This is a genomic window from Leucobacter fengyongliangi (assembly GCF_052386045.1).
The window spans coordinates 571,385-595,514 of record NZ_CM126356.1 but is presented as its reverse complement, the minus strand read 5'-3'; the positions used below and the strand labels follow the sequence as shown (position 1 = coordinate 595,514).

General features: G+C 60.4%; 19 protein-coding genes, 1 tRNA gene and 1 pseudogene. 5 read left to right on the top strand and 16 right to left on the bottom strand.

Annotated features, from left to right (window positions below; all coding sequences use genetic code 11):
• Positions 1–25 precede the first annotated feature (25 nt).
• The 4 genes from ACTNFK_RS02815 to sigK form a co-directional block, all read right to left on the bottom strand.
• Positions 26–1,711, bottom strand: coding sequence for an ATP-binding cassette domain-containing protein (locus ACTNFK_RS02815; RefSeq protein ID WP_435936130.1), 1,686 nt, complete (start codon positions 1,709–1,711; stop codon positions 26–28).
• Between the two features lie 81 nt (positions 1,712–1,792).
• Positions 1,793–2,434 (bottom strand): hypothetical protein, encoded by a 642-nt coding sequence (locus ACTNFK_RS02810; RefSeq protein WP_435936129.1) that lies wholly within the window; start codon positions 2,432–2,434, stop codon positions 1,793–1,795.
• A gap of 210 nt (positions 2,435–2,644) precedes the next feature.
• The gene (locus ACTNFK_RS02805; RefSeq protein ID WP_435936127.1) at positions 2,645–3,535 is read right to left on the bottom strand and encodes an anti-sigma factor domain-containing protein; all 891 of its coding nucleotides are present in this window, start codon (positions 3,533–3,535) and stop codon (positions 2,645–2,647) included.
• Positions 3,532–4,122, bottom strand: coding sequence for an ECF RNA polymerase sigma factor SigK (gene sigK, locus ACTNFK_RS02800; RefSeq protein ID WP_433646794.1), 591 nt, complete (start codon positions 4,120–4,122; stop codon positions 3,532–3,534). The genes ACTNFK_RS02805 and sigK overlap by 4 nt, the downstream gene beginning before the upstream one ends.
• A gap of 293 nt (positions 4,123–4,415) precedes the next feature.
• Between sigK and ACTNFK_RS02795 the strand changes: the two genes are divergently transcribed.
• A complete protein-coding gene (locus tag ACTNFK_RS02795; protein WP_435936126.1) occupies positions 4,416–5,060 on the top strand; it encodes a fasciclin domain-containing protein in 645 nt (214 codons plus the stop codon).
• 170 nt (positions 5,061–5,230) lie between these two features.
• Here the strand turns inward: ACTNFK_RS02795 and ACTNFK_RS02790 are convergent, their stop codons facing one another.
• The gene (locus ACTNFK_RS02790; RefSeq protein WP_435936125.1) at positions 5,231–5,773 is read right to left on the bottom strand and encodes a YaeQ family protein; all 543 of its coding nucleotides are present in this window, start codon (positions 5,771–5,773) and stop codon (positions 5,231–5,233) included.
• Between the two features lie 102 nt (positions 5,774–5,875).
• Between ACTNFK_RS02790 and ACTNFK_RS02785 the strand changes: the two genes are divergently transcribed.
• Entirely contained in the window at positions 5,876–6,340 is a 465-nt protein-coding gene (locus tag ACTNFK_RS02785; RefSeq protein WP_435936124.1) for an aromatic ring-opening dioxygenase LigA, read from the top strand.
• Between the two features lie 18 nt (positions 6,341–6,358).
• Here ACTNFK_RS02785 and ACTNFK_RS02780 read toward each other — a convergent pair whose 3' ends face one another.
• The 7 genes from ACTNFK_RS02780 to ACTNFK_RS02750 all read right to left on the bottom strand — a co-directional run bounded on the left by ACTNFK_RS02780 (position 6,359) and on the right by ACTNFK_RS02750 (position 18,442).
• The gene (locus tag ACTNFK_RS02780; protein ID WP_435936123.1) at positions 6,359–7,678 is read right to left on the bottom strand and encodes a CYTH and CHAD domain-containing protein; all 1,320 of its coding nucleotides are present in this window, start codon (positions 7,676–7,678) and stop codon (positions 6,359–6,361) included.
• Between the two features lie 362 nt (positions 7,679–8,040).
• Positions 8,041–9,387 (bottom strand): SMODS domain-containing nucleotidyltransferase, encoded by a 1,347-nt coding sequence (locus tag ACTNFK_RS02775; RefSeq protein ID WP_435936122.1) that lies wholly within the window; start codon positions 9,385–9,387, stop codon positions 8,041–8,043.
• Positions 9,384–10,352: a CBASS cGAMP-activated phospholipase gene (locus ACTNFK_RS02770; protein WP_435936121.1), complete on the bottom strand. Its 969-nt coding sequence runs from the start codon at positions 10,350–10,352 to the stop codon at positions 9,384–9,386. Before ACTNFK_RS02770 ends, ACTNFK_RS02775 begins: the two co-directional genes overlap by 4 nt.
• Positions 10,349–12,736, bottom strand: coding sequence for an AAA family ATPase (locus tag ACTNFK_RS02765; RefSeq protein WP_435936120.1), 2,388 nt, complete (start codon positions 12,734–12,736; stop codon positions 10,349–10,351). The genes ACTNFK_RS02770 and ACTNFK_RS02765 overlap by 4 nt, the downstream gene beginning before the upstream one ends.
• Positions 12,736–15,774, bottom strand: coding sequence for a type I restriction endonuclease subunit R (locus tag ACTNFK_RS02760; protein ID WP_435936119.1), 3,039 nt, complete (start codon positions 15,772–15,774; stop codon positions 12,736–12,738). Before ACTNFK_RS02760 ends, ACTNFK_RS02765 begins: the two co-directional genes overlap by 1 nt.
• Positions 15,771–16,880, bottom strand: coding sequence for a restriction endonuclease subunit S (locus tag ACTNFK_RS02755; RefSeq protein ID WP_435936118.1), 1,110 nt, complete (start codon positions 16,878–16,880; stop codon positions 15,771–15,773). Before ACTNFK_RS02755 ends, ACTNFK_RS02760 begins: the two co-directional genes overlap by 4 nt.
• Positions 16,877–18,442, bottom strand: coding sequence for a type I restriction-modification system subunit M (locus ACTNFK_RS02750; RefSeq protein ID WP_435936117.1), 1,566 nt, complete (start codon positions 18,440–18,442; stop codon positions 16,877–16,879). Before ACTNFK_RS02750 ends, ACTNFK_RS02755 begins: the two co-directional genes overlap by 4 nt.
• A 675-nt stretch (positions 18,443–19,117) precedes the next feature.
• Here ACTNFK_RS02750 and ACTNFK_RS02745 point away from each other — a divergent pair.
• Positions 19,118–20,203 (top strand): annotated as a pseudogene (locus ACTNFK_RS02745) (recombinase family protein); the annotation flags it as partial.
• 712 nt (positions 20,204–20,915) lie between these two features.
• On the opposite strand, the gene ACTNFK_RS02740 reads toward ACTNFK_RS02745, so the two are convergent.
• Positions 20,916–21,006, bottom strand: a tRNA-Ser gene (locus ACTNFK_RS02740).
• Positions 21,007–21,115: 109 nt separating this feature from the next.
• Positions 21,116–21,682 (bottom strand): phosphorylase family protein, encoded by a 567-nt coding sequence (locus tag ACTNFK_RS02735; RefSeq protein ID WP_435936116.1) that lies wholly within the window; start codon positions 21,680–21,682, stop codon positions 21,116–21,118.
• A 288-nt stretch (positions 21,683–21,970) separates the two neighbouring features.
• Here ACTNFK_RS02735 and ACTNFK_RS02730 point away from each other — a divergent pair, with 288 nt between their 5' ends.
• Both ACTNFK_RS02730 and ACTNFK_RS02725 read left to right on the top strand, forming a co-directional pair.
• Positions 21,971–22,222, top strand: a complete 252-nt coding sequence (locus ACTNFK_RS02730) for a hypothetical protein (protein WP_435936115.1) — start codon at positions 21,971–21,973, stop codon at positions 22,220–22,222.
• 102 nt (positions 22,223–22,324) lie between these two features.
• A complete protein-coding gene (locus ACTNFK_RS02725) occupies positions 22,325–22,816 on the top strand; it encodes an S-ribosylhomocysteine lyase (protein WP_435936114.1) in 492 nt (163 codons plus the stop codon).
• Here ACTNFK_RS02725 and ACTNFK_RS02720 read toward each other — a convergent pair.
• Both ACTNFK_RS02720 and ACTNFK_RS02715 read right to left on the bottom strand, forming a co-directional pair.
• On the bottom strand, positions 22,802–23,902 hold the full coding sequence (locus tag ACTNFK_RS02720; RefSeq protein ID WP_435936113.1) for a CPBP family intramembrane glutamic endopeptidase: 1,101 nt from the start codon (positions 23,900–23,902) through the stop codon (positions 22,802–22,804). The two genes, ACTNFK_RS02725 and ACTNFK_RS02720, sit on opposite strands and share 15 nt — an antisense overlap.
• Positions 23,902–24,093 carry a hypothetical protein gene (locus ACTNFK_RS02715; RefSeq protein WP_435936112.1) on the bottom strand — a complete coding sequence of 64 codons (192 nt, stop codon included), beginning with the start codon at positions 24,091–24,093 and terminating at the stop codon, positions 23,902–23,904. Before ACTNFK_RS02715 ends, ACTNFK_RS02720 begins: the two co-directional genes overlap by 1 nt.
• Positions 24,094–24,130 lie beyond the last annotated feature (37 nt).

The following is a 24,130-nucleotide window of genomic DNA, read 5'->3' as shown; positions in this document are numbered from 1 at the left end:
AGCGTGAGTCGTGAGCGGCAGGGGGTTACGCATCGTTTCCCCCATTCCGCCCATGCTGCTGCTCTGGCTCTGGCTTTGGCTCCTGCTCCTGGCCCGCCGTTCGAAGCTGCCCCTGCCCACGCTCTCGGTAGAGATGCAGCACGGATTCTTCGAGATCAGGTTCTTCGAGCGAGAGATCGGCGAGCGGAAGGGTGGAGAGCGCCCGCACGAATGCACGGATGTCGCCCCGACTCGTGCCGCTGATCCGCAGCCCCACCGGGTCGTCGTTCACGTCAAGGCCCGCCAGTTCCGGAATCTCGCGGAGGAGTTCGCGCGTGCGCAGAGGCTCGGGCGTCTCGATGCCGGCGTTCACCCGGCGGATCGCGCGCAGGCGCAGCGCATCGACCTCGCCGCTTCCCACGATCTGCCCGTCGCCGAGGACCGCCACCTGGTGCGCGACCTGCTGCACCTCGCTGAGCACATGGGAACTGAGCAACACCGTCTGACCGCGCTCGCACACCTCGTGCAACAGGGTGTGAAACTCGCGTTGCACGAGTGGATCGAGGCCGCTCGTTGGCTCGTCGAGAATGAGCAGGTCGGGTTGATGCATGAAGGCTTGCACCAGGCCCACCTTCTGCTTGTTGCCCTTCGACAGCGAGTGGATCGGCCTGCCGAGATCCACCCCGAAGCGCTCGGCGAGCTCGTGCATGTACCTCTGATCCACCGGTCCTGAGAGCCGCGCGAGGTGCCGCAGTAGGCGTTTCCCGGTGATTCGCCCGTCGAGTCGCAGCTCCCCGGGAAGGTATCCGAGGTTGCGGCGCAGCCGCGCACCCGCGCGCCGCGGGTCTTCCCCGAGCACGCGCACCGTGCCCGCAGACGGCCGCAAGATGTCGAGCAGGATCTTCAGCGTCGTGCTCTTGCCCGAGCCATTGGGCCCGATGAGACCGAACACGGTGCCACGCTCGATGCGAAGGTCAATGCCACGCAGAGCCTCGTGCGAACCGTAGCTCTTGCGTAACCCCTGCGTTTCGATGGCTGACCCTGCATGCATCATCGCGGTACCTCCTGCTACCCAGGCTACCTGGCAGAGGGAGGCCGCTGTTGGCCGACTAACTTCCCGCCACTTCTCAGCCAGCGAGTCGACCGTCTCGTGGGCATTCAGGCCGCTGGGTTGCGGCACCACCCAAAGCCCCACCGTCTCGGGCCACCCGTCGAGCGATGCGCCGTTCTGCCGCCCGAGTGCTGCCTTCGGTTGCCTGAAGGCGGCACGAAAGGCCGTGATGCCGGCGATCGCGACGGTGGCGGGCTGCAGCTCGCGCACTCGCTCAACCAGCGCAGCTGCGCCGCGACGAAGTTCTTCGGAGCTGAGTTCATCCGCGCGTGCGGTGGCTCGGCCGACCAGGTTCGTGATCCCGATGCCGCGAGACAGCAGGTGCGTTTCGTCCTCGGGCGACAGCCCGCGCGACGCGTCAATCGGGTAGTCGGTCAGGCCCGCGCGGAAGAGCGCCGGCCAGAACCGATTGCCCGGCCGCGCGAACGGCGCGTTGACTGCGGCGGTCCAGAGCCCCGGGTTGATGCCGACGATGAGCAAACGAAGCGGATCCGCGCCCCGAGCAGCGGAGCACGCGGGAAGCACGTCGTCCAGTGCGTCCGGGGCATCGGTCGCGAAGCGGGTGAGGTCGGCACGGGTGGGTTTGGCACCCCCAAGCGGCGACGGGCGTCTGGATATCATGCCTCAAGCCTAGGCTCGGGGGACTTGCCGAGCCTGATTCTGCCAGCGAGATCCGAATTGCACTCAGCGGTGCCCACGCGATCAGCTGAGGCGGTTCACCTGTGCTTCAAAGGCATTGAGGTGGTTCACTGAACCATTTCTGAGTTCGGTGAAAACTGCAACGACGTCTGCAGGAAGGTCGTAGGTGAGGAATCTGTCGTACATGGCGATGTTGTCGATCTCAGCCTGCACTCCCTTCTGCGCGGCCTCGAGGAGGCTGGCCGGGACGACCAAGTGCTCGGCCGCGGTGTCGGCCGGGAACTCCTCGCCGCGTGTGGCGTAGATGCCGCGCAAGAGTTCGAGGTGAGACTCCTCCGAACGCATGATGTTCGCGTACGGTGCCTGGACATCGAACGTGGCCATGATCTCCTGGTATTCCAGCCGGGCGATGTATTCGTCTTGAACAGCGAACGCAAGCATCTGCTCAAGTGTGAGGTCAGTTGCGGCGAGTGCGCCCTGCGCGCCGTACGGCTCGGCTACCGGTGCGACTTCGGGTTCCACCGGCTCTGGCGTCGGAGTTTGGGTGGCCGAGGGAGCTGAGACTGTCGGCTCGCTCGCACTGGGCTCGGACTGTTGTGTCGTGCAGCCGCTGACCAACAACGGCACCGCGAGGGCACCGACGATGAGCGGGGCGAGCGCGGCTCCGCGCCGAAGTGAGCGACGTGTGCGTGAGTGTGCGGCCATTCTGTCCTCGAATCTCTAGATACTCCCCCCAGTATTATCGAATTTCCTATGAAACAGCCAATGACCCTGGTGGATCGCGCCAGTGGAACTCACTCCGGTGGCGCTCAGTCCTGTCGGAAATCTCACTCTGGTCGGATCCGAATGGGTGGATCCACCCAACCAAAGTGAGATACCCGACGTGAGTTACGGGTGCCGCGGGAAACGGGACGGCTACGTAGCCTGACCCGCCGGGCTCGTGGGTATGGCAAACACGAGCTTGTCGCTCGGCAGCCCGTTCGGCGACCCGCCCGTCACTTCGACGGTCACCGCGATCACGTCGCCCTCGTGCATCTCTCCGGACACGAGCACCGCGGCTTCGCCCTGGCTATTGGGGTCAAAGGTGCCCGCAGGAATCTTCTCCTCGCCGCGCACGAACCACAGTTCGTAGGTATGCCCCGAGGGGGCCTGATTAAGGCCGGCGGTGACAAGCACGGCCTTGCCCTGATTCGCCGACCAGGTCAACGCGGCCTCCCCGCCACCCGTGACCCGGGTGCTCGCGCTCTGCGCATCGGAGGCCGCGGCGATCTGCTCGAGGGCCACCACCCCGGCGGGGCGCTGAGGTTGGAGTGCACTAAACAGACCCGACCCTACGCCCACGATGAGGGCGACGACCGCAAGCGTGGCCAGAATTCGGGTGCCGAAGCGGCGACGGCGCGGAAGCCCGTCTTCGCCGTCCTCGGGGAGGTCGGGCCGCGCAGCGGGCGGAACTTGCGGCGCTGAATGGGCGGGCTGTGCCGGGTCTGCAGGCACAGTCTGAGCCGCGGGGAGGCTGGCGCGATCCACTGCCTGCACCAGTGGCGGAGAATCGCGCAGCGCGCTCGGGCGCTCCCCCGCCTCGATGAGTGCGTCGAGCTGCGACATCAGCGACGCTTTGACCTGCTCTCGCGGTGCCTCCTCGGGCACGGAGGCGGCGAGCGCGGTCACTGTGTGCCGATCCAGATCGACCAGCTCGGCCCATTCGGGGCGCTCCGCCAGCGACTGCTCGAATGTCGCCCGCTCTTCGGCGCTGAGCGCGCCAAGGGCGAAGGCCGCGGCCAGCTCAGAGAACTCTTCCTTGGTCATGCGTTCACCCCCATTTCTGCGCGGAGCCTGGTGAGTCCGTCGCGCATTCGCGTTTTGATTGTGCCGAGCGGCGTGCCGGTGAGCGCGGCGATCTCGCTCTGGTGATACCCGCCGAAGTAGGCCATCACCAGCGCCTCTCGCTGCGCCTCGGGAATCCGAGACAGCGCCTGAGCCATGAGCTGCGCGTCGATGGTGAGTTCAGCGCGCTCAGCCACCCCGTCGAACGCCACCTCTGTGTCGCGGATCCCAACGCGAATGTCGCGATCGACACTGGCGCGAGAAGCCCGCACCCGGTCAACCGCGCGCCGGTGCGCGATGGTCAGGAGCCACGAGCGTCCCTGCCCGCGCGCCGGATCGTAGTCGTCGGCGGTGCGCCACGCCTCGAGAAATACTTCCTGCAACACTTCTTCGCTCTGGTCGCGATCCACCAATACGCGGCGGATCAGGCCGAACATGCGAGCCGACATCAGGTCATAGAGCTCGGTGAACGCGGCACGATCACCAACGGCAACGCGACGGATCAGCCCTGCAATGTGGTCGATCGGTTCGGCATCCCCTTCGGGAACATCGAAGCCGTCAATCACCATGCGGTCAAGTATGCCGCACGCGCTGCTGGATCCCACTGAGCGCCATCTCCTTCCTCTCGTTCTTCTTCTTATTTGAGTCTTCGGAGCCGACGTGCGAACGGATTGGGTGAGGGTCTCGCACGCCCGGTCTCTGGTGCGCCTTTGATGCCAGCCATTCGCCGAGAAAAAAGATTCACACAAATCCAATCCGTTTCCCTGGTCGGTCCGAAGACCACTGTGGAGGGCGAGGAAAGCTCGTCACCGAACCAGAGAATCCCGCCCGGCACGACACGGGCTCGACGAAGGAGAAAACGATGTCACGCAAGAAGCTGTTCCTCGCACTCCCCCTCGCGCTAGCGGCGAGCCTCGCGTTCACCGCTTGCACGTCGGCAGCGACCGAGACCGAAGAGCCGGCAATGGAGCCCACCGAATCGGAGACGATGGAGGTCGAGGAGATGGACCCCGCAGCCTACCTGGTGGGCCCTGGCTGCGCCGCGTACGCCGAGCAGGTGCCGGACGGCCCGGGCTCGGTCGCAGGAATGTTCGAGTCGACCGTCGTCGAGGCCGCGTCCAACAACCCGCTCCTCACCACGCTCGCCGCGGCCGTCAGCGGCGGGTTGAACCCGAACGTGAACCTGGTTGACACGCTCAACGGCGGCGAATTTACGGTCTTCGCCCCGGTCGACGAGGCCTTCGCGAAGATCGACGCGGCAACCATCGAGACGCTGAAGACCGACAGTGACCTGCTCACGTCGATCCTCACCTACCACGTGGTTTCCGGTCAGGCTCTGCCCGACGACCTCCCCGGAATGCACACCACCGTGCAGGGCACCGACGTCGAGGTGACCGGCAGCGGCGACATGCTGATGGTGAATGGTGCGAACGTGATCTGCGGCGGAGTGCAGACCGAAAACGCCACCGTCTACCTCATCGATTCAGTGCTGCTGCCCACGAGCTAATCGAACGCACCTGCGGAGGTGACAGCGCGGGCCGACCGGGCGCATTCTCGGTCGGCCCGCTCTGCCGTGCGCCGCGTCCACGATTAATAGCATCGATCTGGTTGTGGCTGGCGACAAAGGAAGTACTCACGTCAGACCCTGCGATACCCACGTGAGCATTTGCGAGACAGCTAGGCGAGGTTTTGCTCGTGAATCCGCGTCTCGAAATTACGGTCGTTGAGGGTCAGATACAGCTGGTCCTCCGTGACAGAGACTGACATCGCGTTGCGTCGCGTGATCGCATGGGTCGCGCTCTCGATGAAACCGCGGTCGAACGATCGCACTGGGATCTCCGCCGCGCGGTGGATCGTCTTGCCCGCCCACGAGGTAAGAAGCTTTGCCGGATCACGATGGGTGTAGATCGCCACGCGATCCGCCAATTTGCTGCCGTGATGCAGTCGGGGCGCATCGGGGGCACCGATCTCGATCCACGTGGTGATGTGGCCGGTCATGTCGCGCACCAGCACGGCCGGTTCGTCGGTGGACGAGAGCCCGCCCTCGGCGAACATGATGCCCTCCTCGTACTCCAGGCAGTACGCGAGCACCCGAGTCATCATGTAGGCATCGGTCTCAGAAGGGTGCCTGGCCACTCGCAGGGTGAGCTCTTCGTAGACCGCCCGATCGATGTGAGCGAGCTGCACTTCAAAGGTGTAGATCGTTGCGCCAATTGCCATAGTGCTCGAGCCTATCGGGGCGAAACTCCCGGCCGCGCAGAACGCCGGTGCAATCGCCTGCGATAATTCATCCACACGGCCACCCGCACGAAAGGATCATCGATGACCAAATTGCACACAGTCACTGCACTCCATCGCGTCGGGGGGCTCGCACTCGCGGCGGGTTCGTTGTTTGTGGTCGCCGGCGGCGGGGCGTGGATCGCGGTGACGAAACAGTTGCGCGATGAAAAGATCACGGTGCCCGGAAACGCACCCCTGTTCGCGGGCAAGCCCGTGCAAGATCCGGCGACCGCGTATATTCAGGCGCTCGTCATCAAGGGAAATGCTGAGCGCGGCGCAGACGGCCGAACCTTCGCAGACATCAGCGAGGCTCTGCGCAGTGTCGACGCGAGCAGCGACGAGGCGGGCGAGCTACGAAAGCAGAGTGCGTCGCTTTCGACCGCGGCATCATTGCGCACGGCCCTCATGACCTCGGTGCTCGCGTACGGCGTGAGCACCCTCGTTGCCGGGCTCGGGGCCTTCTTCCTGCTCGTGGGTTCTCAGCTGCGCCGAGCCACCGAGAGATAGCGCTGGGTCTGCAGGGACCTATTTCCAGTGCAACGCCCGGTTCGCTGACTGTTCAGTCGTCAGGCCGGCGAATTTCTTCACCGCACCCTTCAGTCGCTTTCGTTCTGCATTGACGAGCCGGCCCACTGTTCTCTCTGCCGCTTTCTGTGCCTGGCTGGTGAGCGGTGGAGAGGCCAGGAAGTCGTCAAGGGCATCAAGCAGCCGGAAGTATCGGTCGGATGACAGGGCGGACAAGCCGCTAGCAAGGGCAGTCGCATGCTCTGCATCGAGCTGCTCCTCAAGCCAGTCTCGCGCTGAGGCAACTTCCCGATCGGGCGCCTCAGCATCGAGCAACGAGACGAGTTGTTCCTTCCTGACCTCAAGATCGCGGGCCGTGCCCACCGTTGCGGCGAGCCAGTGCAGTTCTTCCCGCAGGGGCTTGGCCGCTCCCTTCTCGATCAACTCACCGAAGGTTGCGAGGGCGGATCGCATCCGGCGCGCCGCCACCCTGAGCTGATGCACCGCGTCGGGGGCGCCCTCCCGGAATGCCTGGTCTTGCGCCTTCAACGCCTCGACCTGCTCGAAAAGGTAGGCGACGAGCACCGCCGAGGCAGGTCCGTTGCGGCGGGGAGGCGGAGGCGGAGGCGTCTCTGCTGGGTAACGGCCACCCAGCGCGCGTGCCAGCTTCGAGGGCAGATCCGCCTGCTGGTGACCGTGCGAAGCGACCACCGCGTCTGCCGATTTGAGCAGCTTCCTGCCCCCGTCAACGAGTTCGATCTCCCACTCGCGCCAGGCGGAGCGTTCGACCGGCTCGAAGAGCGTTCGGGATGCCACCCGATCATCACTAAATTCGGCCAATATCGTTCCGTCGGTTGCTATCAGGTGGATCACCGTGCGGCGGGTCTTCAGCTCAGCGATCGGCACGAGATTCTGGCCCCGCGTGTGCACCGAGACAAGGTCTTTGAGGCGCGCCGGCACCACCTCTGGATCCGTTGACGGATACTTCTTCGTCTCTGTCTCTGTCTCTGTCTTTGTCTCTGTCTCCGTCTCCGTCTCCAGAACAGGATCCGCGTCCGCTTCTGGATCGCGGTTCAACGGCTCCCTGGTTTCCCAACGCTCGCCTGCGGCCACGGGGAGCTTCAGGTGCCACCCGGGGTCACTGCCGCCGGCACGTCGGCGCAGGGTGATGCCGCGGGCTGCGAGCGCCAAGGTGGCGGTGTCGAAGTACACGGCTTCGAGCTCCTGATCCACCGCCGCACCGACACGATGAACCCCGTTGATCAGCGTGAAGTCCGGAAGTTCATCGTTGTCGCCGACGGAGTACTTCCGCTCAACTTCCAACCCGTGTGCTGAAGACATGCGCTCAGGTTACGCCGGGCGGCGTGCGAGGGACAGTGCAGAAACCCCCGCGATCCCTGTGTTTTCAAGGAATCTAGCGGGGGTTTCGGTGGCGGTCACAGTGAGGGAGGGTTGGAAAGAATTACCTTGGCAGAAAGTTGCGAAAATCTTAGAAGGCCAAGTCTAGGGCGCACACTCATCTTCAAACTTTGGAGCCAGCACGTCTGGAAGCGGGTGATCACTCCGAAGCCACTCACCGGGTTCATCATCGTGAGACGCCACACCCCAACCAATCGCGTCTGAAGCAGGTAACCCGTCGGGGGATTGACCGGCAGCTTCATGCCGACACGTCACCGTTAAGGGGTCTGAGCAGTCAGCCCTTGTCACTGGATGACAACTGGGTGGTGATCTTTGGCAACGACGACACCATTCTGGACTGCGTAGATCTCGACGTAGTGGCTTCCTCTGAAACTTGCGGGTTCAGTTCGGGAGCGGCTTCCATCGTCTCGCTCAATTTGCCCTCGGATCATGTTCTTGGCGATCGCTTCTGCTCCGACGTTTCGAACCTTCCACCACAGCTCGTACGAGCCAGGAATGTTCGACGATTTGATACTGAAGTTGATGCTCCGTCCAGGGCTGACCTTGTTGCCGCGGGTCGCGAGTACGAAGTTGCGCCACCCGTTTCGACTAACGGTCTTCGCCTGCAGCTTGATGGAATAGGCCGGGTTGAGTGCTACGCCTGCGAACTTGTGCTCGATGAACTCCTCTGTATCGAGGACACCCGCAATCGAACGGTGGGCTTCCGATGCTTTAGAGCTGCTCGTGCCGTAGGTGCCGAACTTGTCGCCGAAAAGCTTCCGCCACTTCGTGTAACTCTCGTCAACGTCTGTCTCATCGTAGGCATCCTTCGCCCAGCTTGTGTACGTCGCAATCCAGTTACGGAAGTTGGCGTACTGATCTTGATCCCAACGATGATTGAAGTTCTCTGTCGGACAACTTGGGTCATCGATGCTCGGCATCGACGGGTTCGCTTGCAGGTAGTCGTTGAGGTCCGTCAGGAGGTTAACGAGCGCCGTCGGCACATCCTTATAGTGATCAGGGTCTGCCCAGAGCGCCGCATCGTTCACCTGCTCGCCAACTAAGATCGTCAGGATCACGGACTTCACCGAGAAGTTGTTCTTGAAATCCCGGATGTACTTGAGCAAGCGGATGACCTTGACCAGTCGGCCGCTCGTGATGCGGTTCTGGCCATCGAGCCACTCGTTGAACCCCTCAGGGTTCGTACGCTCGAACCGGTTGGTGCTGCGATTCGTGATGAACCGCTCGCCGTGCCGAGTCAAGAACGGCACCACGTCCATGTGGAACTCACCCGCATAGTTCACTGTGACGCATCGGCTTCGGCGGCTGACCTTGTCCTTGTAAGTGCCGTTCGAGCGGAAGACCTGGTAGAGCTGCTCGACGTAGTCCTCTGCCTCCCAGCCATCGACTTCGTTCATATCCAGCAACACATCGGCGTCGAACTCGTCGTTCGCGTCGACCGGATTGATAATCGTGCGATGGGCGTAGGAACCCTGCGGAATCAGGTCGATGTAGTTGTTCGAGATAACGTCGTCGCCACTCGAAAGAAAACTACTCACTGCGTCGACCCGCTTGTCGAGCGTCTCGATGCGCCCGTCGCTCAAATTGACCTTGTTCTTGAGGAAGGCGTCGAAGTGCTTGATCAGCTTCATCGTTCGACCTCCTTCAACGGCACGAAGGGCTGACGCTGATCAGTGAAGAACATCGACTGCACTTTCGAATTCTCCTTCCGAGCCTCCGATGCCCCAAGTCCCTTGAGTGAACTGATCGCGTTGGCTCCATCCAACTTGTAGCGCCCACCACCGACATGCGGAGAGATCCGGTGCACGTTGTCGTGACCGAGTAGTAGTTGAGCTGTCCCCAGAGAGGACGAAGACTGACCGGACATAAAGATGCTCACGAGCCGCTCAGCCCAGTAGTTGACGAGGCCGCGAGATCGTCGATTCGCGGTGTCTGGTGGAGACTCCGTGCACCCGATCCCCAAGAGCTTGATGTCTCCACGCTGCCACTCGAGAACGCCAAGCGCCTCAACCGCTGCGGCTCCCATCGGGTTGTTCGCCCACATGCCGCCATCCACGAGCGGCTCGCCGGTCCCCAGATGATGGGTGGGAAAATAGGTCGGAGCGGCAGCTGTAGCCAGCGCTACATCGACCGCCGTCTCCTTGTAGTCCCGAACGAAGCGGGTATGGTGCGCAGTCTTGAAGACGTGGACCTCGCCGGTCTCCAGATTCAAGGAAGGAATCAGCAGCCGGGTTGTGCTTTCGCCGAGTAGCTTGTCGCCGAATGCCTCGATCAGAGCATCTTGTAGAGGTTTGGAGTTGTACTTGGCTGCGAACAGCGGACGTAACGAGCGGCGGCGACGCCCTGCAAAGATTGCTGGACCGTTCTTCTCATAAAAGTCGAGGATCTCCTGGGCTGAAAGCCCTAGCCCCAAGCCGATTGCGATTATGCCACCGGTCGAAGTACCAGCGATCAGGTCGAAGTGTTCGACAATCGGCTTGCCGAGTGTCTTCTCGAACTCAGCCAGAAGGGAGGCCGCGAATACACCTTTGATACCGCCCCCATCTATGGTCAGGATGCGGTAACTACTCGAGTTGGATGATCCTCGTTGGCTCACAAGACTTCCTCCGCCGCCTGCGGCACGGGAGGCAGCAAGGCTGTTGGCAAGATGCCAGTGACCTCGCAAAGCCCGGCGAAGTGAGCTTCGTCCAAACAGTGCATGAACTCGAACACCGAAGCGATAGCGGATGCAACTTCGTCGGGGCTGACCGTGATGTCGGTTGCCGGCGACTCGCTGTGCGAATAGGCGTGAGCGTATCTCGTAAGTCGAAGGCGAAGCGCGTCCGCGTCGCCCTGATAGCCCGCTGCTCGCAGCAGGTCAGCCGACTTCCGCATCGCACTATTGAGATTGCCGACCCACTCGGGATGCTTGAATGCAAGGAAACTCTCGAGAACCCGCCGAATGACGTTGGGAAATAGCAACTGAGCGTCAAGCCGGTTCTCCATGGAGTCGTCTTCGGCAAGCTGAAGACGTGCATCGGCCAGAGCCATGAACGCATGGTGATAGGTCGAGCGAATCATCTTGCGTGCTCGCTCTGATGGCGGCCACTTTGCAAGCACCGGACGCCGCTTCGTCGTACCGCCTTGCGTTAGATGCCGTGAGCGAATCTCGTAGAACTCGGTCGGATAGACGTCCCTGAACTTGCGGCCGTCTTCCATCTTGCCGCTGTTGTGTAGGGCCTCAATCTGGATATCCCACTGGCGGAACAGCTCGAAGTTATGCGAGAGCAGGAACAGCTGGGCGACGTGATCCTTCACGATCGTCTCAGTCCAGATATAGGTGGAGACCCCCATAAAGATGTCGCTATCGAGGCTCGAGACGGGGTCGTCGATGATCACGATAGGCTTCCCGTTCGACGAGTCGAACTTGGCCACTTGCTCAAGGAAGTGAATCAACGTGATGGCGGTTCGCTCACCAAGACTCAGTCCCTGGGCTGGCTGCCCGTCACGAATGACTCGATAACGTCCGTCCGCCAATTCAAACTTGAGCTCGTTGCGACCGAGCAACCGGGTCACCTCGTCGGTAAGAATTTTCGCACTCGGCATCGGATCACCATCAACGGCTTCGAGAGAGGCGATGTCGGCACGAATGCCAGCGATGGTCTCATCGAGAGCCTCACCCTCAGCCTTGGCTTCAGCTGCTTTGGCGGAGTTGTCGCTGACACTCAGCTCCGACGCCTTCAAGTAATGGAGTTCGATTGCCTGTGCTGCAGCCTGGACGAGTTGGTCGTGCTGGCTAACACGGTCGTTGTGCTCGGTCCTGAGTTCGAGGATTGCAGTCGCCGAAACTGTTGGTGGCTCTGCAACGACCGCATCCACTTGGTTCAGAACGTTACTTAGTTTGGTCTCGGTTCGTGCCAGTACTTCAGTGGCCCAGGACCTGAGAGCCGTCAGTTCCTCCCGAATCTCGGTGTTCGCCTCGTCGTAACGCGGCCGGAGGTCCTCGAAGAAGAGACCTCTGCTTGGCAAGCTAGCTACAGAAGCATCTACAGAAGCTATGACCGCTCGAAGACTGGTGGCTCCAGACTGGAGATCTGACTGGAGACGTTGAACCGCGTCAGAGAAGTGCTGATCAATGAGGGCGCGGCGCTCATCAGAAAACGGAGCGCCACAAAAGATGCAGATATCGACACCGCCGTGAAGATCTCTTCCTTCGTCGACCCAACTCGTCGCATCTGGATGCGCTTCCAACGTATCGAGGATAATGGTCGCCGGAGTTGTCGAAAGTGCCGTTGCCAGACGTTGGCTCAGCCCATCCGGTACAGCGACCACGAGTTGGTTCTCCGGTATCGTATCGGCCTTTTCCGAGTTGACGACTCCTACGTTGCTCCGCAACTCCTGCTCGGTCAGCAGTTTCCAGGTGGCATGGGATCTGCCAAAAGCGGTACGCACAACACCTGCGCTGAAGTTGCTCCGCGAGTTCCACCGGCCCCCGGCTCTACTTGCAGCGTCAACGACCTGCTGCGACACAGCACCGTAGGCGTCGTCGACGGCACCCTTGGCCTCGGTTTCGAGCTCCGTTTGTTGCTTGCGCTCTTCCACCTTGGTTGCCAATTGGCCGCGGAACACCTCTAGTTTTCGCTCTGCGTCTGCGGGTTTCTCGCCGATTGTCAGGACAGCAGGCATATCAGCGTTACCCGCGGTGAAGTTATGGCTACGTGCAACATAAGCTTCGCTAAAGACGTGGATTCGATTGAAAAGATGGTCGTCGTTCCCGTTCGTTGTTCGCACTACGTCGTCGGCAATTGACACAGAAATACGCCGAAAGCCCTCGGAGTCCGCCGCATTTCGCAGTCCGTCAAGAGCCCCAGCCAGCGAAGTCTTACCTGAGCCGTTCGGGCCATAGATAACGTTGATACGCGCAAGATCGGGCAACGTCCCGTCCCACCGGTAATTTTCAAAGAACCCACAGCCCTTCGTCCAGTCGATCCGCTTCAGCATCAGTCACCAACCCCGCCACTTAGCCCGAAGAAACGTTCAAAGAACTCGCCCAGCAGCTGGATCACACGTTGCTTCTTCTCACGGTGTCCCTGGTCTTTCGAGAACCGCGACACCGGCGGCAGCACCTTGGTGATCGCCGTGCCTGTCGTTCGCAGTTGCCCGTCACGGAACGCCGCATCGACGAAACGCTCAGTCTCCTCGGCCTTTAGATTCTCAGTCGAAATGATCCGCGCGAGTTCTTTCGCACGCTGCGCCGCAACATACGCACGCCACTCGGCCTCTATTTCACCTTTCACAGACACAGAATCGACGAAGTTCTCAATGAGATCCTTCTTGTTGCGCAATGACGGACTCGAATCAATCGCACGCGAGATCCCCGCACGAAGCTCCTTGTCGTCACCATTGCCGCGTTCTTCACGGTACTTCTGCACGAGAAGCAGAATGTAATCGACGTTGATCTCGACCTGCTTGATCAGCTCAATCTCGAACACCACATCCTCGATAATCGATTCCTTTTCGCTCTGGGTCGCGCGCTTGCGCTCGTTCCACAGGTCGAGGTAGGTGGACTGGTAGTCCTGGCGATCGCGGTCGGAGAGGATCTCATCATTCTCAAAGTCATCAAACGACGTAAGGATGTTGCGAAGCTTCAAGATCTCGCCGTAGAGCTTCACGAACTCAACCTGGTTTTCTTCGCCCACGATGAGCGCACCAGGCTGGTACTGCTGCGTCAGCAGCGAGACCTTCTCGGCATAGCTTTCGAAGTACTCACGGTACGGCTTCAGCAGCACGATACCCGCGGCGTCTTTGTTGCCGAAGAGAGCGATGGCGTCGTTCGTGGCTTCCTCGAGGTCGCGGAAGTTCACGATATTGCCGTACGTCTTCACGGAGTTCAGGATGCGATTGGTACGCGAGTACGCCTGAATGAGACCGTGCGAGCGGAGGTTCTTATCCACCCACAGCGTGTTCAGCGTGGTCGCGTCGAACCCGGTGAGGAACATGTTCACCACGATCACCAGATCAAGCTCACGGGTTTTCAGGCGCTGCGAGAGATCCTTGTAATAGTTCTGGAAACTGTCTGAGCTGGTATCGAAGCTCGCGCCGAACATCTGGTTGTAGTCACGGATCGCAGATTCCAGGAACGTGCGTGCGTCACCTGAGAGGCCATCGGTTTCGAAGCCCTCTTCATCGAGCATCCCGTCTTCACTGTCGGGGTTCGCAGCATAGGAGAAGATCGTCGCGATCTTGAGCCGCTGGTCAGGGAAGAGCGCTTCTTGCTGGTTTTTGAACTCTTGATAGTAGGTGCGTGCCGCGGTGATCGATGCGGTCGCGAAGATCGAGTTGAAGCCTCGAACCCGGCGTTCCCCGAGCGCGTACCCTTCTTGACGTTTCGTCTTCTGATCGAAGTGCTCAAGAATGTAGCGGGTAACCTGCGACACACGTGCCGATGCAAGCAGAGCGCTCTCGGTATCGATCGCACTGACCTGCTTATCGCCGGTGTTGCCAACTTTGATGGTGTCGACGTAGTCGATACGAAACGGCAGCACGTTCTTGTCATTGATCGCATCCACGATCGTGTACGTGTGCAGCTTGTCACCGAACGCCTGCTCCGTGGTCTTCAATTGCGGGTTGCCGCCACTGCCCGAGTTCTCAGCAAAGATCGGCGTACCCGTGAACCCGAACAGGTTATACCGCTTGAACGCCTTCGTGATCGCGGTATGCATGTCGCCGAACTGTGAGCGGTGACATTCATCAAAGATCAACACCATATGCCCCGAGTAGACGTCGTGACCCTTGTTGCCGCTAATGAAGTTGGAGAGCTTCTGGATCGTCGTGATGATGATCTTCTTCGACGGATCCTCCAGCTGACGCTTCAGCACCGCGGTCGACGTGTTCGAGTTTGCAGAACCCTTCTCGAACCGGTCGTATTCCTTCATCGTCTGGTAGTCGAGGTCTTTGCGGTCGACCACGAACAGCACCTTGTCCACTGACTCGACGCGTGAGGCGAGCTGCGCAGTCTTGAAGGAGGTGAGAGTCTTGCCAGAGCCGGTGGTGTGCCACACGTAGCCGCCCGCGTCACGCGTACCGAGAGTCTTGTAGTTCGTCGAGATATCGATTTTCTGAAGGATCTTCTCGGTCGCCACGATCTGGTACGGGCGCATCACCAACAGCAGTCGGTCGCTCGTGAGCACGCAGTAGCGGGTGAGGATGTTCAACAGGGTGTGCTTTGCGAAGAACGTCTTCAAAAAGGCCGTCAAATCCAGGATCGGTTTATTGCGTGCGTCAGCCCACCATGAGGTGAACTCGAAACTGTTCGAGGTTTTCTTCGTGCGGCGTGAACCGGTCTGGTCTGCGACGTGCTGGCGACGGGTGGTGTTTGAGTAGTACTTCGTCTGTGTGCCGTTCGAGATTACGAACAGTTGTACGTACTCGAAGAGGCCGGAGCCGGCCCAGAAGCTGTCGCGCTGGTACCGGTCGATCTGGTTGAACGCTTCACGAATCGGCACTCCGCGCCGCTTGAGCTCCACATGAACCATCGGCAGACCGTTCACTAGAATCGTGACGTCGTACCGGTTCGAGAACGACGCTCCGCCCTCGCCACGGTCGATCGCGTACTGGTTGATGACCTGGAGCCTGTTGTTGTGGATGTCACGCTTGTCGAGCAGGGTGATGTTTTTCGTCGAACCATCATCACGCGTAAGCAACTGCACGTAGTCTTCTTGGATGCGCACGGTCTTCTCGACGATGCCGTCACCGGTCGAAGCGATACGTTCGGTAAAGAACCGTTGCCACTCCTCATCCGAGAACTGGTAGTTGTTGAGTGCTTCGAGCTGGGCGCGCAGATTGACGATAAGGTCGGTCTCGCTCGTGATGTACACGCGCTCATAAGCTTGGGACTCGAGCTGACGAATGAACTCGTTCTCGAGCTGAGACTCCGACTGATAACTCGCCTGATCGCGCGGATCGGGTTCGTACTCGACGACAACGGTCGACTCGCCACCGAACGCAATCAGATCATAATTCACGCGCGAACCCGTCATGCTGTCACCTCCAGCTCTTTGAAGGTGAGGAGCTTGTCACGGTAGTGCTCATACTGCTGGCGACGCGCAGCCAACTCAGCAGGCAAACCGACGCTGAGATCATTCACGAGAGCATCTAAGCTATCAAGACTCTGAACTACGCTGTCCTGGTGCGAAAGTGAAGGGACTGCAATGGAGTAGACATCACGAATTACAGATGGATGCGCCTTGCGAGTGTAATCAAACGACTGTTTCTCCCACTGAGTAGTCAATACGTAGTAAAGGTATTTCACCCGGAAGACCGAGGTATCGACTGTCATCCAGCCGCTGACATTTGTCACCGAGAATCGGTGAGGGTGACGATAGAAAAACCTGCCACCACCGTCCACTGACCACGTGATTCTTTCATCGTCAAACATATACTCGCCGTAACGCCCGAACTCGCCAGTACCTGCACCTGAAGAGGAGTACACAGGGTAATCACCTGGGCTTACCGAAAGCGCAACCTTAGAGATGACTTTTCCACGACCGAGTTTGACGATCCCTCGGTCTTCTATTTCACCAAGCGAGAGTTTCTCACCTATCTGTGACAACCCGACGAGTTTTGCCCGGTAGTGTTCGTATTGCTGTTTGCGGGCTTCCAGCTCCGCTTCCAGCTCCGCTTCCAGCTTACTGAACGTATCCAACACCTCAACGATCGCACGCTGCACCTCAAGCGGCGGAACCGGCAGCCGTAGCGAATTCAGGACAGTTTGCGTTTGGCTCGGGACACCGCCCGCCTGGTTCATCTCATCGAGCTTCATCGTCAGTAGCTGGTAGTAGATGAACTTAGGCTCGACTTGGGACAAGTCGATCTCGGTTCGAAAGATAGTATCAACGACCCAAAAAGGCCCTTCTACATAGAAGATGTTGCCGAGGGATCCCTTGCGAGGAATTAGTACCGACGGCCCGCTAGCTGACGCGGTGTCAACGTAGCGCATGATCCCTCCGCTGCCATAGACAGGGACTTCACCATCCGAAAGACTCTTATGGTCTTTTCCGTTCTTAATCCGCAGCACATCACCCAGCCTTTTGTGTTCAACACCATCCGGGCAGTGCTCCGCAATCAGTTCGTCGATGCGGCTCACTTCGCACCCTCCAGGTCAGCGACGATCGCATCAATCTTGATCCGCAGTTCTGACTGGCTCGCCACGATCGTCTCGATCCGGGCGTTCAGCTCCGTGATGTCGATGACCTCTCGGGTGTCTTCCGCTTCAACGTACGAGGAGACGGCGATGTTGTAGTCGTTCTCCACGATCTTGCTGTTCGCGACCGTGACCGCAAAATGATCCTGATCCTCACGATCGTCGAGCGCCATGAGAATGTTCTGTAGATTGTCTGGCGAAAGCTTGTTCTTGTTGCCGCTCCGCACGAACTCCGCCGAGGCATCGATAAACAGTACGTCGTTGGTCTTCTTCGACTTCTTCAGCACGATCACGCAGGTGCCGATCGTGGTGCCAAAGAACAGATCCGGCGGCAACTGAATCACCGCTTCAACGTAGTTGTTGTCGATCAGGTACTTACGAATTTTCTGCTCCGCACCACCCCGGTACAAGACACCAGGGAACTCGACGATCGCGGCGGTGCCGTCAGTGGAGAGCCAGTGCAGCATGTGCATCGTAAACGCAAGATCGGCCTTCGACTTCGGGGCCAGCACCCCAGCCGGAGCAAACCGCGGGTCGTTAATCAGCAGCGGGTTCGCATCACCATCCCACTTAATCGAGTACGGAGGGTTCGAAACGATCGCTTCAAACGGTTCGTCGTCCCAATGCGCAGGCTCGAGCAGGGTGTCGCCGAGTGCGATGTCGAACTTCTCGTAGTTCACATCGTGGAGGAACATGTTGATACGCGCGAGGTTGTAGGTGGTGAGGTTGATCTCTTGGCCGTAGAAGCCGCCCACGTTTTCTTTGCCGAGTACCTTTGCGAACTTCAGCAGCAGCGAACCAGACCCGGCGGCAGGGTCATAGACCTTGTTGACGCGCTTCTTGCCCATCGTGGTGATGTGCGCGAGGAGTTCGGACACTTCTTGTGGTGTGTAGTACTCACCACCGGATTTTCCGGCGCTCGAGGCGTACATCTGCATCAGGTACTCGTATGCATCACCGAAGAGGTCGATCGAGTTGTCGGCGAAGTCACCGAGCGGGAGCCTGCCGATCTCATCGAGTAGCTTCACGAGCTTCTCGTTCCGCTTCGCGACGGTGTTGCCGAGCTTCGAGCTGTTCACGTTCAAGTCATCGAAGAGGCCCTTAAGGTCATCCTCGCTGTCGTTCCCGACCGCCGACCCCTCAATGTTCTTGAAGACCCGTTCGAGCGTCTCGTTCAGGTTTTCATCCTGCGGTGCGCGGCGGCGCACGTTCTCGAAGAGTTCGGAGGGCAGGATGAAGAAGCCCTTTTCTTTGACGATCTCTTCGCGTGCGAACTCGGCGTCGCTGTCGGGGAGTTTCGCGAAGTTGAAGTCGGCCTCGCCTGCGTCTCGTTCGCCTTTGTTGATGTAGTTCGTGAGGTTCTCGGAGATGAAGCGATAGAACAGCGTGCCGAGGATGTAGGACTTGAAGTCCCATCCATCGACTGACCCGCGGAGGTCGTTGGCGACCTGCCAGATCATCTTGTGCAGTTCTGCTCGTTGTCCTTCTTTGGTGGTCGGTGCCATCTTGTGCTGTCTCCTACGCTCCGTGAGCGCGATTAAGTTATGGTTCGGCTCTTTGATCACGATACAAGTGACCACCGACAAACGCCGAGAGAATCGATGCAGCCGGGAGCATATGACGCTGCGACCAGACGCTGCGATCTGCTCTGATTATCTCATGAACAGGGCTTTTCTTGAAGTTTCTCGAGAAACAGAGGTAGGGAGTGGAGACGTTTCAGGAGACGTCTCGCTTGCCTGAACACCTCGCGCCCTGCGGCGTGTTTCTGCCGCTTTCCAGGACAGAGTGATGGTGACTGATCCCGACTTGGGGATCATCCCTGCCGCGGGAGACAGCCGCCTGTGCTGCTGCGGCCGACGCGGCGAAGCCTGCCCGTCCAGTCAGTATTCCGTTCGCTATTCACTTCACGACGATCATGGCAACGACGGCATCCCGGTGTTGTGCGAAGTTTCACCTGAACTGGGATGGGACTCCCGCTCATTCGAGCGGAAGCAAGGAATGGAAACTAGAACTACCCGGGGCGCACTTCGTTCGTGGTGGTCGAGTGATGCAAATTCCGCATCATCTGTAGCAACGGGGGTCGTTCCGGTGGGGTCGCGGTGAGTTCCCGAACGGACTATGGACTCTTCTTGCGAAGAGAGCTATCGTCCGAGAGCGCTACCAGAGAGGGAGCGTTGGAAATGAGCCCGGAACAGGGAGAAAGGAAGCATGCGATCATGAAGAATCACATTGTTGCAGAGCTGCTGGATCGTGGCGAAACAGAAAGCGCCGAGGAAGTGAACCGCTCTGGGCGGGCGGTACTGTATCTGCGCGTGTCGACCAGTCGGCAGGCGAATAAGAACGGTGAGGCGGAGGGGTATTCGATCCCGGCACAGCGCACTGCCTGCACTCGGAAAGCCACTGATCTTGGCGGTGAGGTCGTGGCTGAGTTCGTTGACGCGGGCGAGTCCGCACATTCAGCGAACCGACCCGAGTTGCAGGCAATGCTGGCTTACATCGCGAAGAACCCCGTGAGTTACGTCATCGTGCATAAGCTCGATCGTCTCGCCAGGGATCGCACCGACGATGTCGCGATCCTGATGGCGATCAAGTCAGCAGGCGCGGTGCTGGTATCCGTAAGCGAGAACATCGACGACACCCCAGCAGGGAAGTTCCAGCACGCAGTCATGGCGGGCATGGCCGAATACTACTCGTCCAACCTTTCTCACGAGGCGAAAAAGGGCATCGCGCAGAAAGCCAAACGCGGCGGCACCCACGGAGTCGCTCCGATCGGGTACCTCAACACGATCACCCGCATCGAGGGACGTGAAATCAAAGGCGTCGCACTCGACCCCGAACGAGCTGATCACATCCGCTACGCCTTCCGCACCTACGCGAGTGGCGATGTCAGCATCTCGACGCTGACAGACCTCTTGAAAGAGCGTGGACTCAAGAGTCGGAAAACACAGCGGTACGAGGGCAAGCCGCTCAGTAATTCGCAGGTGCATCGGATGCTGTCGAACCCTTACTACATCGGCAAGATCCGGCACCGTGGAGTGATCTACGACGGTGTTCATGAACCGCTCATTGATGACGACGCCTGGTACCAAGTACAGAACCTTCTATCAGGACGCAGGCTCGCTGGGGACCGCTCGTGGAAACACGAACACCAACTCAAAGGACTCCTCGTCTGCGGAAGATGCGAAGGCCGTATGGGCTACGGACACTCCAAAGGCCGCGGCGGGGTGTACTCGTACTTCTTCTGCCTTGGCAAGCACACCGGGCGCACGAACTGTGACCTGCCGTATGTGCCAGTCGAATGCGTCGAGCAGGCGATGCAAGAAGAATGGGACGAGCGGGTACAGTTCAGCCCGGAAGAAATCACTCGAACGAGGGAAGAAGCACACCGCCTCCTCGAAACCGAAAGCACTGAATCGAGCAAGCTGCACGATGCGCAAAAGAAACGACTCCGAGCACTCCAGCTCCGGAAACAGCGGCTCATTGATGCGTATCTTGACGGGGCCCTCGAAGCAGTAGATATTCGCCCACGGCAAGAACAGGTTGCGGCTGAGATTGCTGACGCCGAACGGCTCATCCGGAACGCAAGCACTGACGCGGAGCGGGTACGCGGGCATGTTGACCTTGTTCTTAAGCTGATGGAAACGGCAGGAGATCTGTATCGCAACGTCGCAGACCCGCTGCGGCGAGACCTGAACCAAGCGGTATTCGAATGCGTTCGCGTAGATGTACTCGATAATGAGGGCGAAGCACTTGAGCCCCCTGAGAAGGCAGTCGCACTTGCTGCCGAGTTCTCGCCGCCTGTGGCCGCGATTGCCGAACTCGGGCGTCCGAGCGTATCCACCCCTAAAGGCGCACACGTCGCCCGACGCGGCGTGAAATGGGGCAATTCTGGGCGAGGAGCGTCAGCAGTGGCTCGGAGCGGGCAAAACAAAACCCCCGGCAAGCTTTCGCTTACCGGGGGTTCCAACTTGTTGCTACTGGCGGTGACGGTGGGATTTGAACCCACGGTAGGGGGTTACCCTACACGACTTTTCGAGAGTCGCACCTTCGGCCGCTCGGACACGTCACCGCGGAAAAGCTTACGTGAAGCGGGCCTGAATCGCGAATCGAGCGGTGGAGCAGCGCAGAAGCAGCGGAGCTGCGAGGCAGGCGGCCGGAGCCATCCGTGAGGGTGGTGACTAGCCGAGCAGATCGGGCAGACGCGCCTGCGCAAACGCAAACAGCTGGTCGCTCTTCGTGAACACCACCGTGTCCCACTCTTCATCGGTAGTCGAACTGTCGGCAAAATCAGACGGTGCCTTGAACACCTGCAGCGGCACCCCGAGTCTCGCGCAAACGCTCGCATACGCGTACGTCTCCATATCGACGAGCGACGCACCAAGCTCGGCGATCAACCGGCGCTGCTCGTCGCTCTTCACGAACACGTCGCCCGTCGCGATCACAGCCGTCTCGGCAAGCAATTCGCCTGCTGGTTCGAGCCGCGGCGAGGGCAGCGAGAAGTCATGCTGCACGGCCGCGGAGATCTGATAGACCACATCAAGAGACGGCCCGTCGCTCACCACGCCGGCGGTGCCCAGCACCACCACGCGCTCGATGTCGCGCAACCCCGCGGCGAAGATCGCATCGGTCAGGCTCATCGCCGCATTCACCTTGCCTACCCCGGTGAGCAGATGCGGCACGCCAGCCTGCGCGAAGGCCGTCGCCTCGTCGCTGTGCGCAAACACCAGCAAAGACTTTTCAGCCATTAGCCACCTCCTCAACTCACTGCGATAACACGCCCAAACAATCCATTGTAGCAATTCCAGCAGATATAACGTATGATGGAAGGCTGAGCAGGAAAACTGTGATCCGCATGCGCCCGACAGCCGCGGAATCCACTACTCCGGTCTTCCGCTCACAACGCCGCTCATCGTTCATTGAGCAGGCTCAGATCGCCACCTTGCGTTTACTCGCTGGCAGCCTTCGCGATCCAGAATCAGCCGTAAGGCGAATCGTTTGCAACGCGCAATGACCGCGCGTTCGAAAGGAACATCATGTCGAACAATCTCATGGCACTTCACACCCCCTATCACGCGCTCGGCGACGGAAGCCGCCCCCGCGTACCCGAGTGGGCCACGCACCGCTCGGTCTACCGCACCAGCGGCCGCACACTCTACCTGGTCGAAACCAATCGACTCGAGGCCGCCGAGGGTGACCTCGCGGCCCTGTCTCAGCATGGCTGGGACGTGCAGATCGATCGCTCCGGCACAGCCGCGAGCATCGCGCTCAGCCGTACCGCGGCGTAATCCTCCGCAGATGCGCTGGTGGATCGCGTAGCGTTAAGTACGCGAGAGCTCCCGGGCGCCGCCAGGCGCACGGGGATCCACCATCGAATCGAGGAGCAACGCATGAGTGATGTCGAACTGGCCGAGGTTGAAAGCTTCGCGCTCGACCACACTCTGGTGCGCGCCCCCTACGTGCGGAAGATCGCTGTGGAGCACGGACCCAAGGGTGACGCGATCACCAACTACGACATTCGGCTGGTGCAGCCCAACGCGGGAGAGATCCCCACTGCTGGTCTCCACACCATCGAGCACACGATCGCCGGGCTGCTGCGCACCCGCCTGAGCGGCGTCATCGACATCTCGCCGTTTGGCTGCCGCACCGGGTTTCACCTCATCGTGTGGGGCGAGCCCGAAGCCGCCGAGGTTGCTGCCGCGATTAAGTCCTCGCTCGAGGACATCGCCGAGCGCGTGACCTGGGAAGACGTGCCCGGCACCGACGCCAAGAGCTGCGGCAACTACCGCGACCACAGCCTGCACTCGGCCAAGGAATGGTGCCGCACCGTGCTCACGCAGGGCATCAGCGTCGACCCGTTCGACCGCTCAGTGCTCGCCTAACTCAGGCCGAGGCTGCGACTGCGGGGCCGGCTTCGCTTGCTCGGCCACCTGTGGCCGCGCGCGAGCCGGAGCGAGCTCGGGCTGCACCCGTGACTGCCCGGTCAGCACCAGCACGATCACGATCACCGCGATCACGGCCCAGACCACGACGCCGAGCGGGCCCACGAGCCACATTTGCAACTCGGCGCCCGCCGCGACCAGCAGCAGGCCCAGGCCAGCCGCCGCGTTGAGCGCCCCGTGGCCGATCACGGCAGGCCACACCAATCCTGAGCGTAGGCGCGCCCAGCCAAAGAGCACACCCCATGCCACGCAGCCGCCGGTCATGAGCACCACCCCGCGCCAATCGGTGTACCCGAAGTTGTACCCCAAGAGGATCAACGGCGAGTGCCACAGCCCCCAGATCACACCCGAGATGAGCAGCGCCGGCCAGGTGCCGAGGGGCAGCAGCGCGGGCAGCAGCCAACCGCGCCACCCCACCTCCTCGCCAAACGCAAAGAGGGAGTTGATCAGGCCACCCAAGGGAATCGACAGCAGCTGGAGCGCAACGAGGAGTCGGAGCGGCGGCGGCTCACCGGTCTGGTCACGCAGCGCGGGATCGAGCGCCGCAAGTTGCGCATCGAGCATCGCGGCGAAGCCCGAGAAGGTCACTAGATCGAGTGTCGTGAACCCGAGCGCCGCCGAGAGAAACAGCCCCGCGGAGACGATCATCGGCGGCGCCAGCAGCGCAGCGACCGTGAACCAGATCATCCGCTTCGCTGGCCGCAGAGGCCACATGCCGAGAAAGCGAAGCCGCTCCCCCTTCGGCACTTTCATGGTGAAGACAACCACGAGGGTCGCGACCGCGGGGGTAAACATCATCGGAATACCAAGCAACTGGATCCACAGGCCCAGCTCCGGGGACGCAGTGCCACCCATCAGCCAGATCGGCGAGGCCACGAGCCAGGCGAGTACCACCGCAATGATCACGAATACCGCGACCGCGCGCCACGGCACCCGCTCCAGGCGGTCGGCACGCTTCCGAACGCCACTTTCGAGGTGCGGTTCGCGCGATCCACTGTGGATCGCGCCCGCGTCATCCTCACGCATCACCACTCCGAATCAGCATCAGCATCAGGCACCTCTACTTCGGCAAACAGACCTCGGTTGACGAAAAGTCTAGATGTGAGATCGAAAGTCCGAATTATCGGCACGCTCAGCACATCAGCTTCAGATGAATCGGTCACGCAGATGCGCACAGGCTTCCCCTTGCCCACAAGAACGGACTTCACCTTCTCCATGCTTCTTCATGCTTACCCCTGGGTTGCGCGACACTAC

Excerpts from the sequence above, each read along its gene's own strand:
- ACTNFK_RS02815 (WP_435936130.1), bottom strand. The coding sequence starts at position 1,711 with ATGATATCCAGACGCCCGTCGCCGCTTGGGGGTGCCAAACCCACCCGT.
- ACTNFK_RS02810 (WP_435936129.1), bottom strand. The coding sequence starts at position 2,434 with ATGGCCGCACACTCACGCACACGTCGCTCACTTCGGCGCGGAGCCGCG.
- ACTNFK_RS02805 (WP_435936127.1), bottom strand. The coding sequence starts at position 3,535 with ATGACCAAGGAAGAGTTCTCTGAGCTGGCCGCGGCCTTCGCCCTTGGC.
- sigK (WP_433646794.1), bottom strand. The coding sequence starts at position 4,122 with ATGGTGATTGACGGCTTCGATGTTCCCGAAGGGGATGCCGAACCGATC.
- ACTNFK_RS02795 (WP_435936126.1), top strand. The coding sequence starts at position 4,416 with ATGTCACGCAAGAAGCTGTTCCTCGCACTCCCCCTCGCGCTAGCGGCG.
- ACTNFK_RS02790 (WP_435936125.1), bottom strand. The coding sequence starts at position 5,773 with ATGGCAATTGGCGCAACGATCTACACCTTTGAAGTGCAGCTCGCTCAC.
- ACTNFK_RS02785 (WP_435936124.1), top strand. The coding sequence starts at position 5,876 with ATGACCAAATTGCACACAGTCACTGCACTCCATCGCGTCGGGGGGCTC.
- ACTNFK_RS02780 (WP_435936123.1), bottom strand. The coding sequence starts at position 7,678 with ATGTCTTCAGCACACGGGTTGGAAGTTGAGCGGAAGTACTCCGTCGGC.
- ACTNFK_RS02775 (WP_435936122.1), bottom strand. The coding sequence starts at position 9,387 with ATGAAGCTGATCAAGCACTTCGACGCCTTCCTCAAGAACAAGGTCAAT.
- ACTNFK_RS02765 (WP_435936120.1), bottom strand. The coding sequence starts at position 12,736 with ATGCTGAAGCGGATCGACTGGACGAAGGGCTGTGGGTTCTTTGAAAAT.
- ACTNFK_RS02760 (WP_435936119.1), bottom strand. The coding sequence starts at position 15,774 with ATGACGGGTTCGCGCGTGAATTATGATCTGATTGCGTTCGGTGGCGAG.
- ACTNFK_RS02750 (WP_435936117.1), bottom strand. The coding sequence starts at position 18,442 with ATGGCACCGACCACCAAAGAAGGACAACGAGCAGAACTGCACAAGATG.
- ACTNFK_RS02735 (WP_435936116.1), bottom strand. The coding sequence starts at position 21,682 with ATGGCTGAAAAGTCTTTGCTGGTGTTTGCGCACAGCGACGAGGCGACG.
- ACTNFK_RS02730 (WP_435936115.1), top strand. The coding sequence starts at position 21,971 with ATGTCGAACAATCTCATGGCACTTCACACCCCCTATCACGCGCTCGGC.
- ACTNFK_RS02725 (WP_435936114.1), top strand. The coding sequence starts at position 22,325 with ATGAGTGATGTCGAACTGGCCGAGGTTGAAAGCTTCGCGCTCGACCAC.
- ACTNFK_RS02720 (WP_435936113.1), bottom strand. The coding sequence starts at position 23,902 with ATGCGTGAGGATGACGCGGGCGCGATCCACAGTGGATCGCGCGAACCG.
- ACTNFK_RS02715 (WP_435936112.1), bottom strand. The coding sequence starts at position 24,093 with ATGGAGAAGGTGAAGTCCGTTCTTGTGGGCAAGGGGAAGCCTGTGCGC.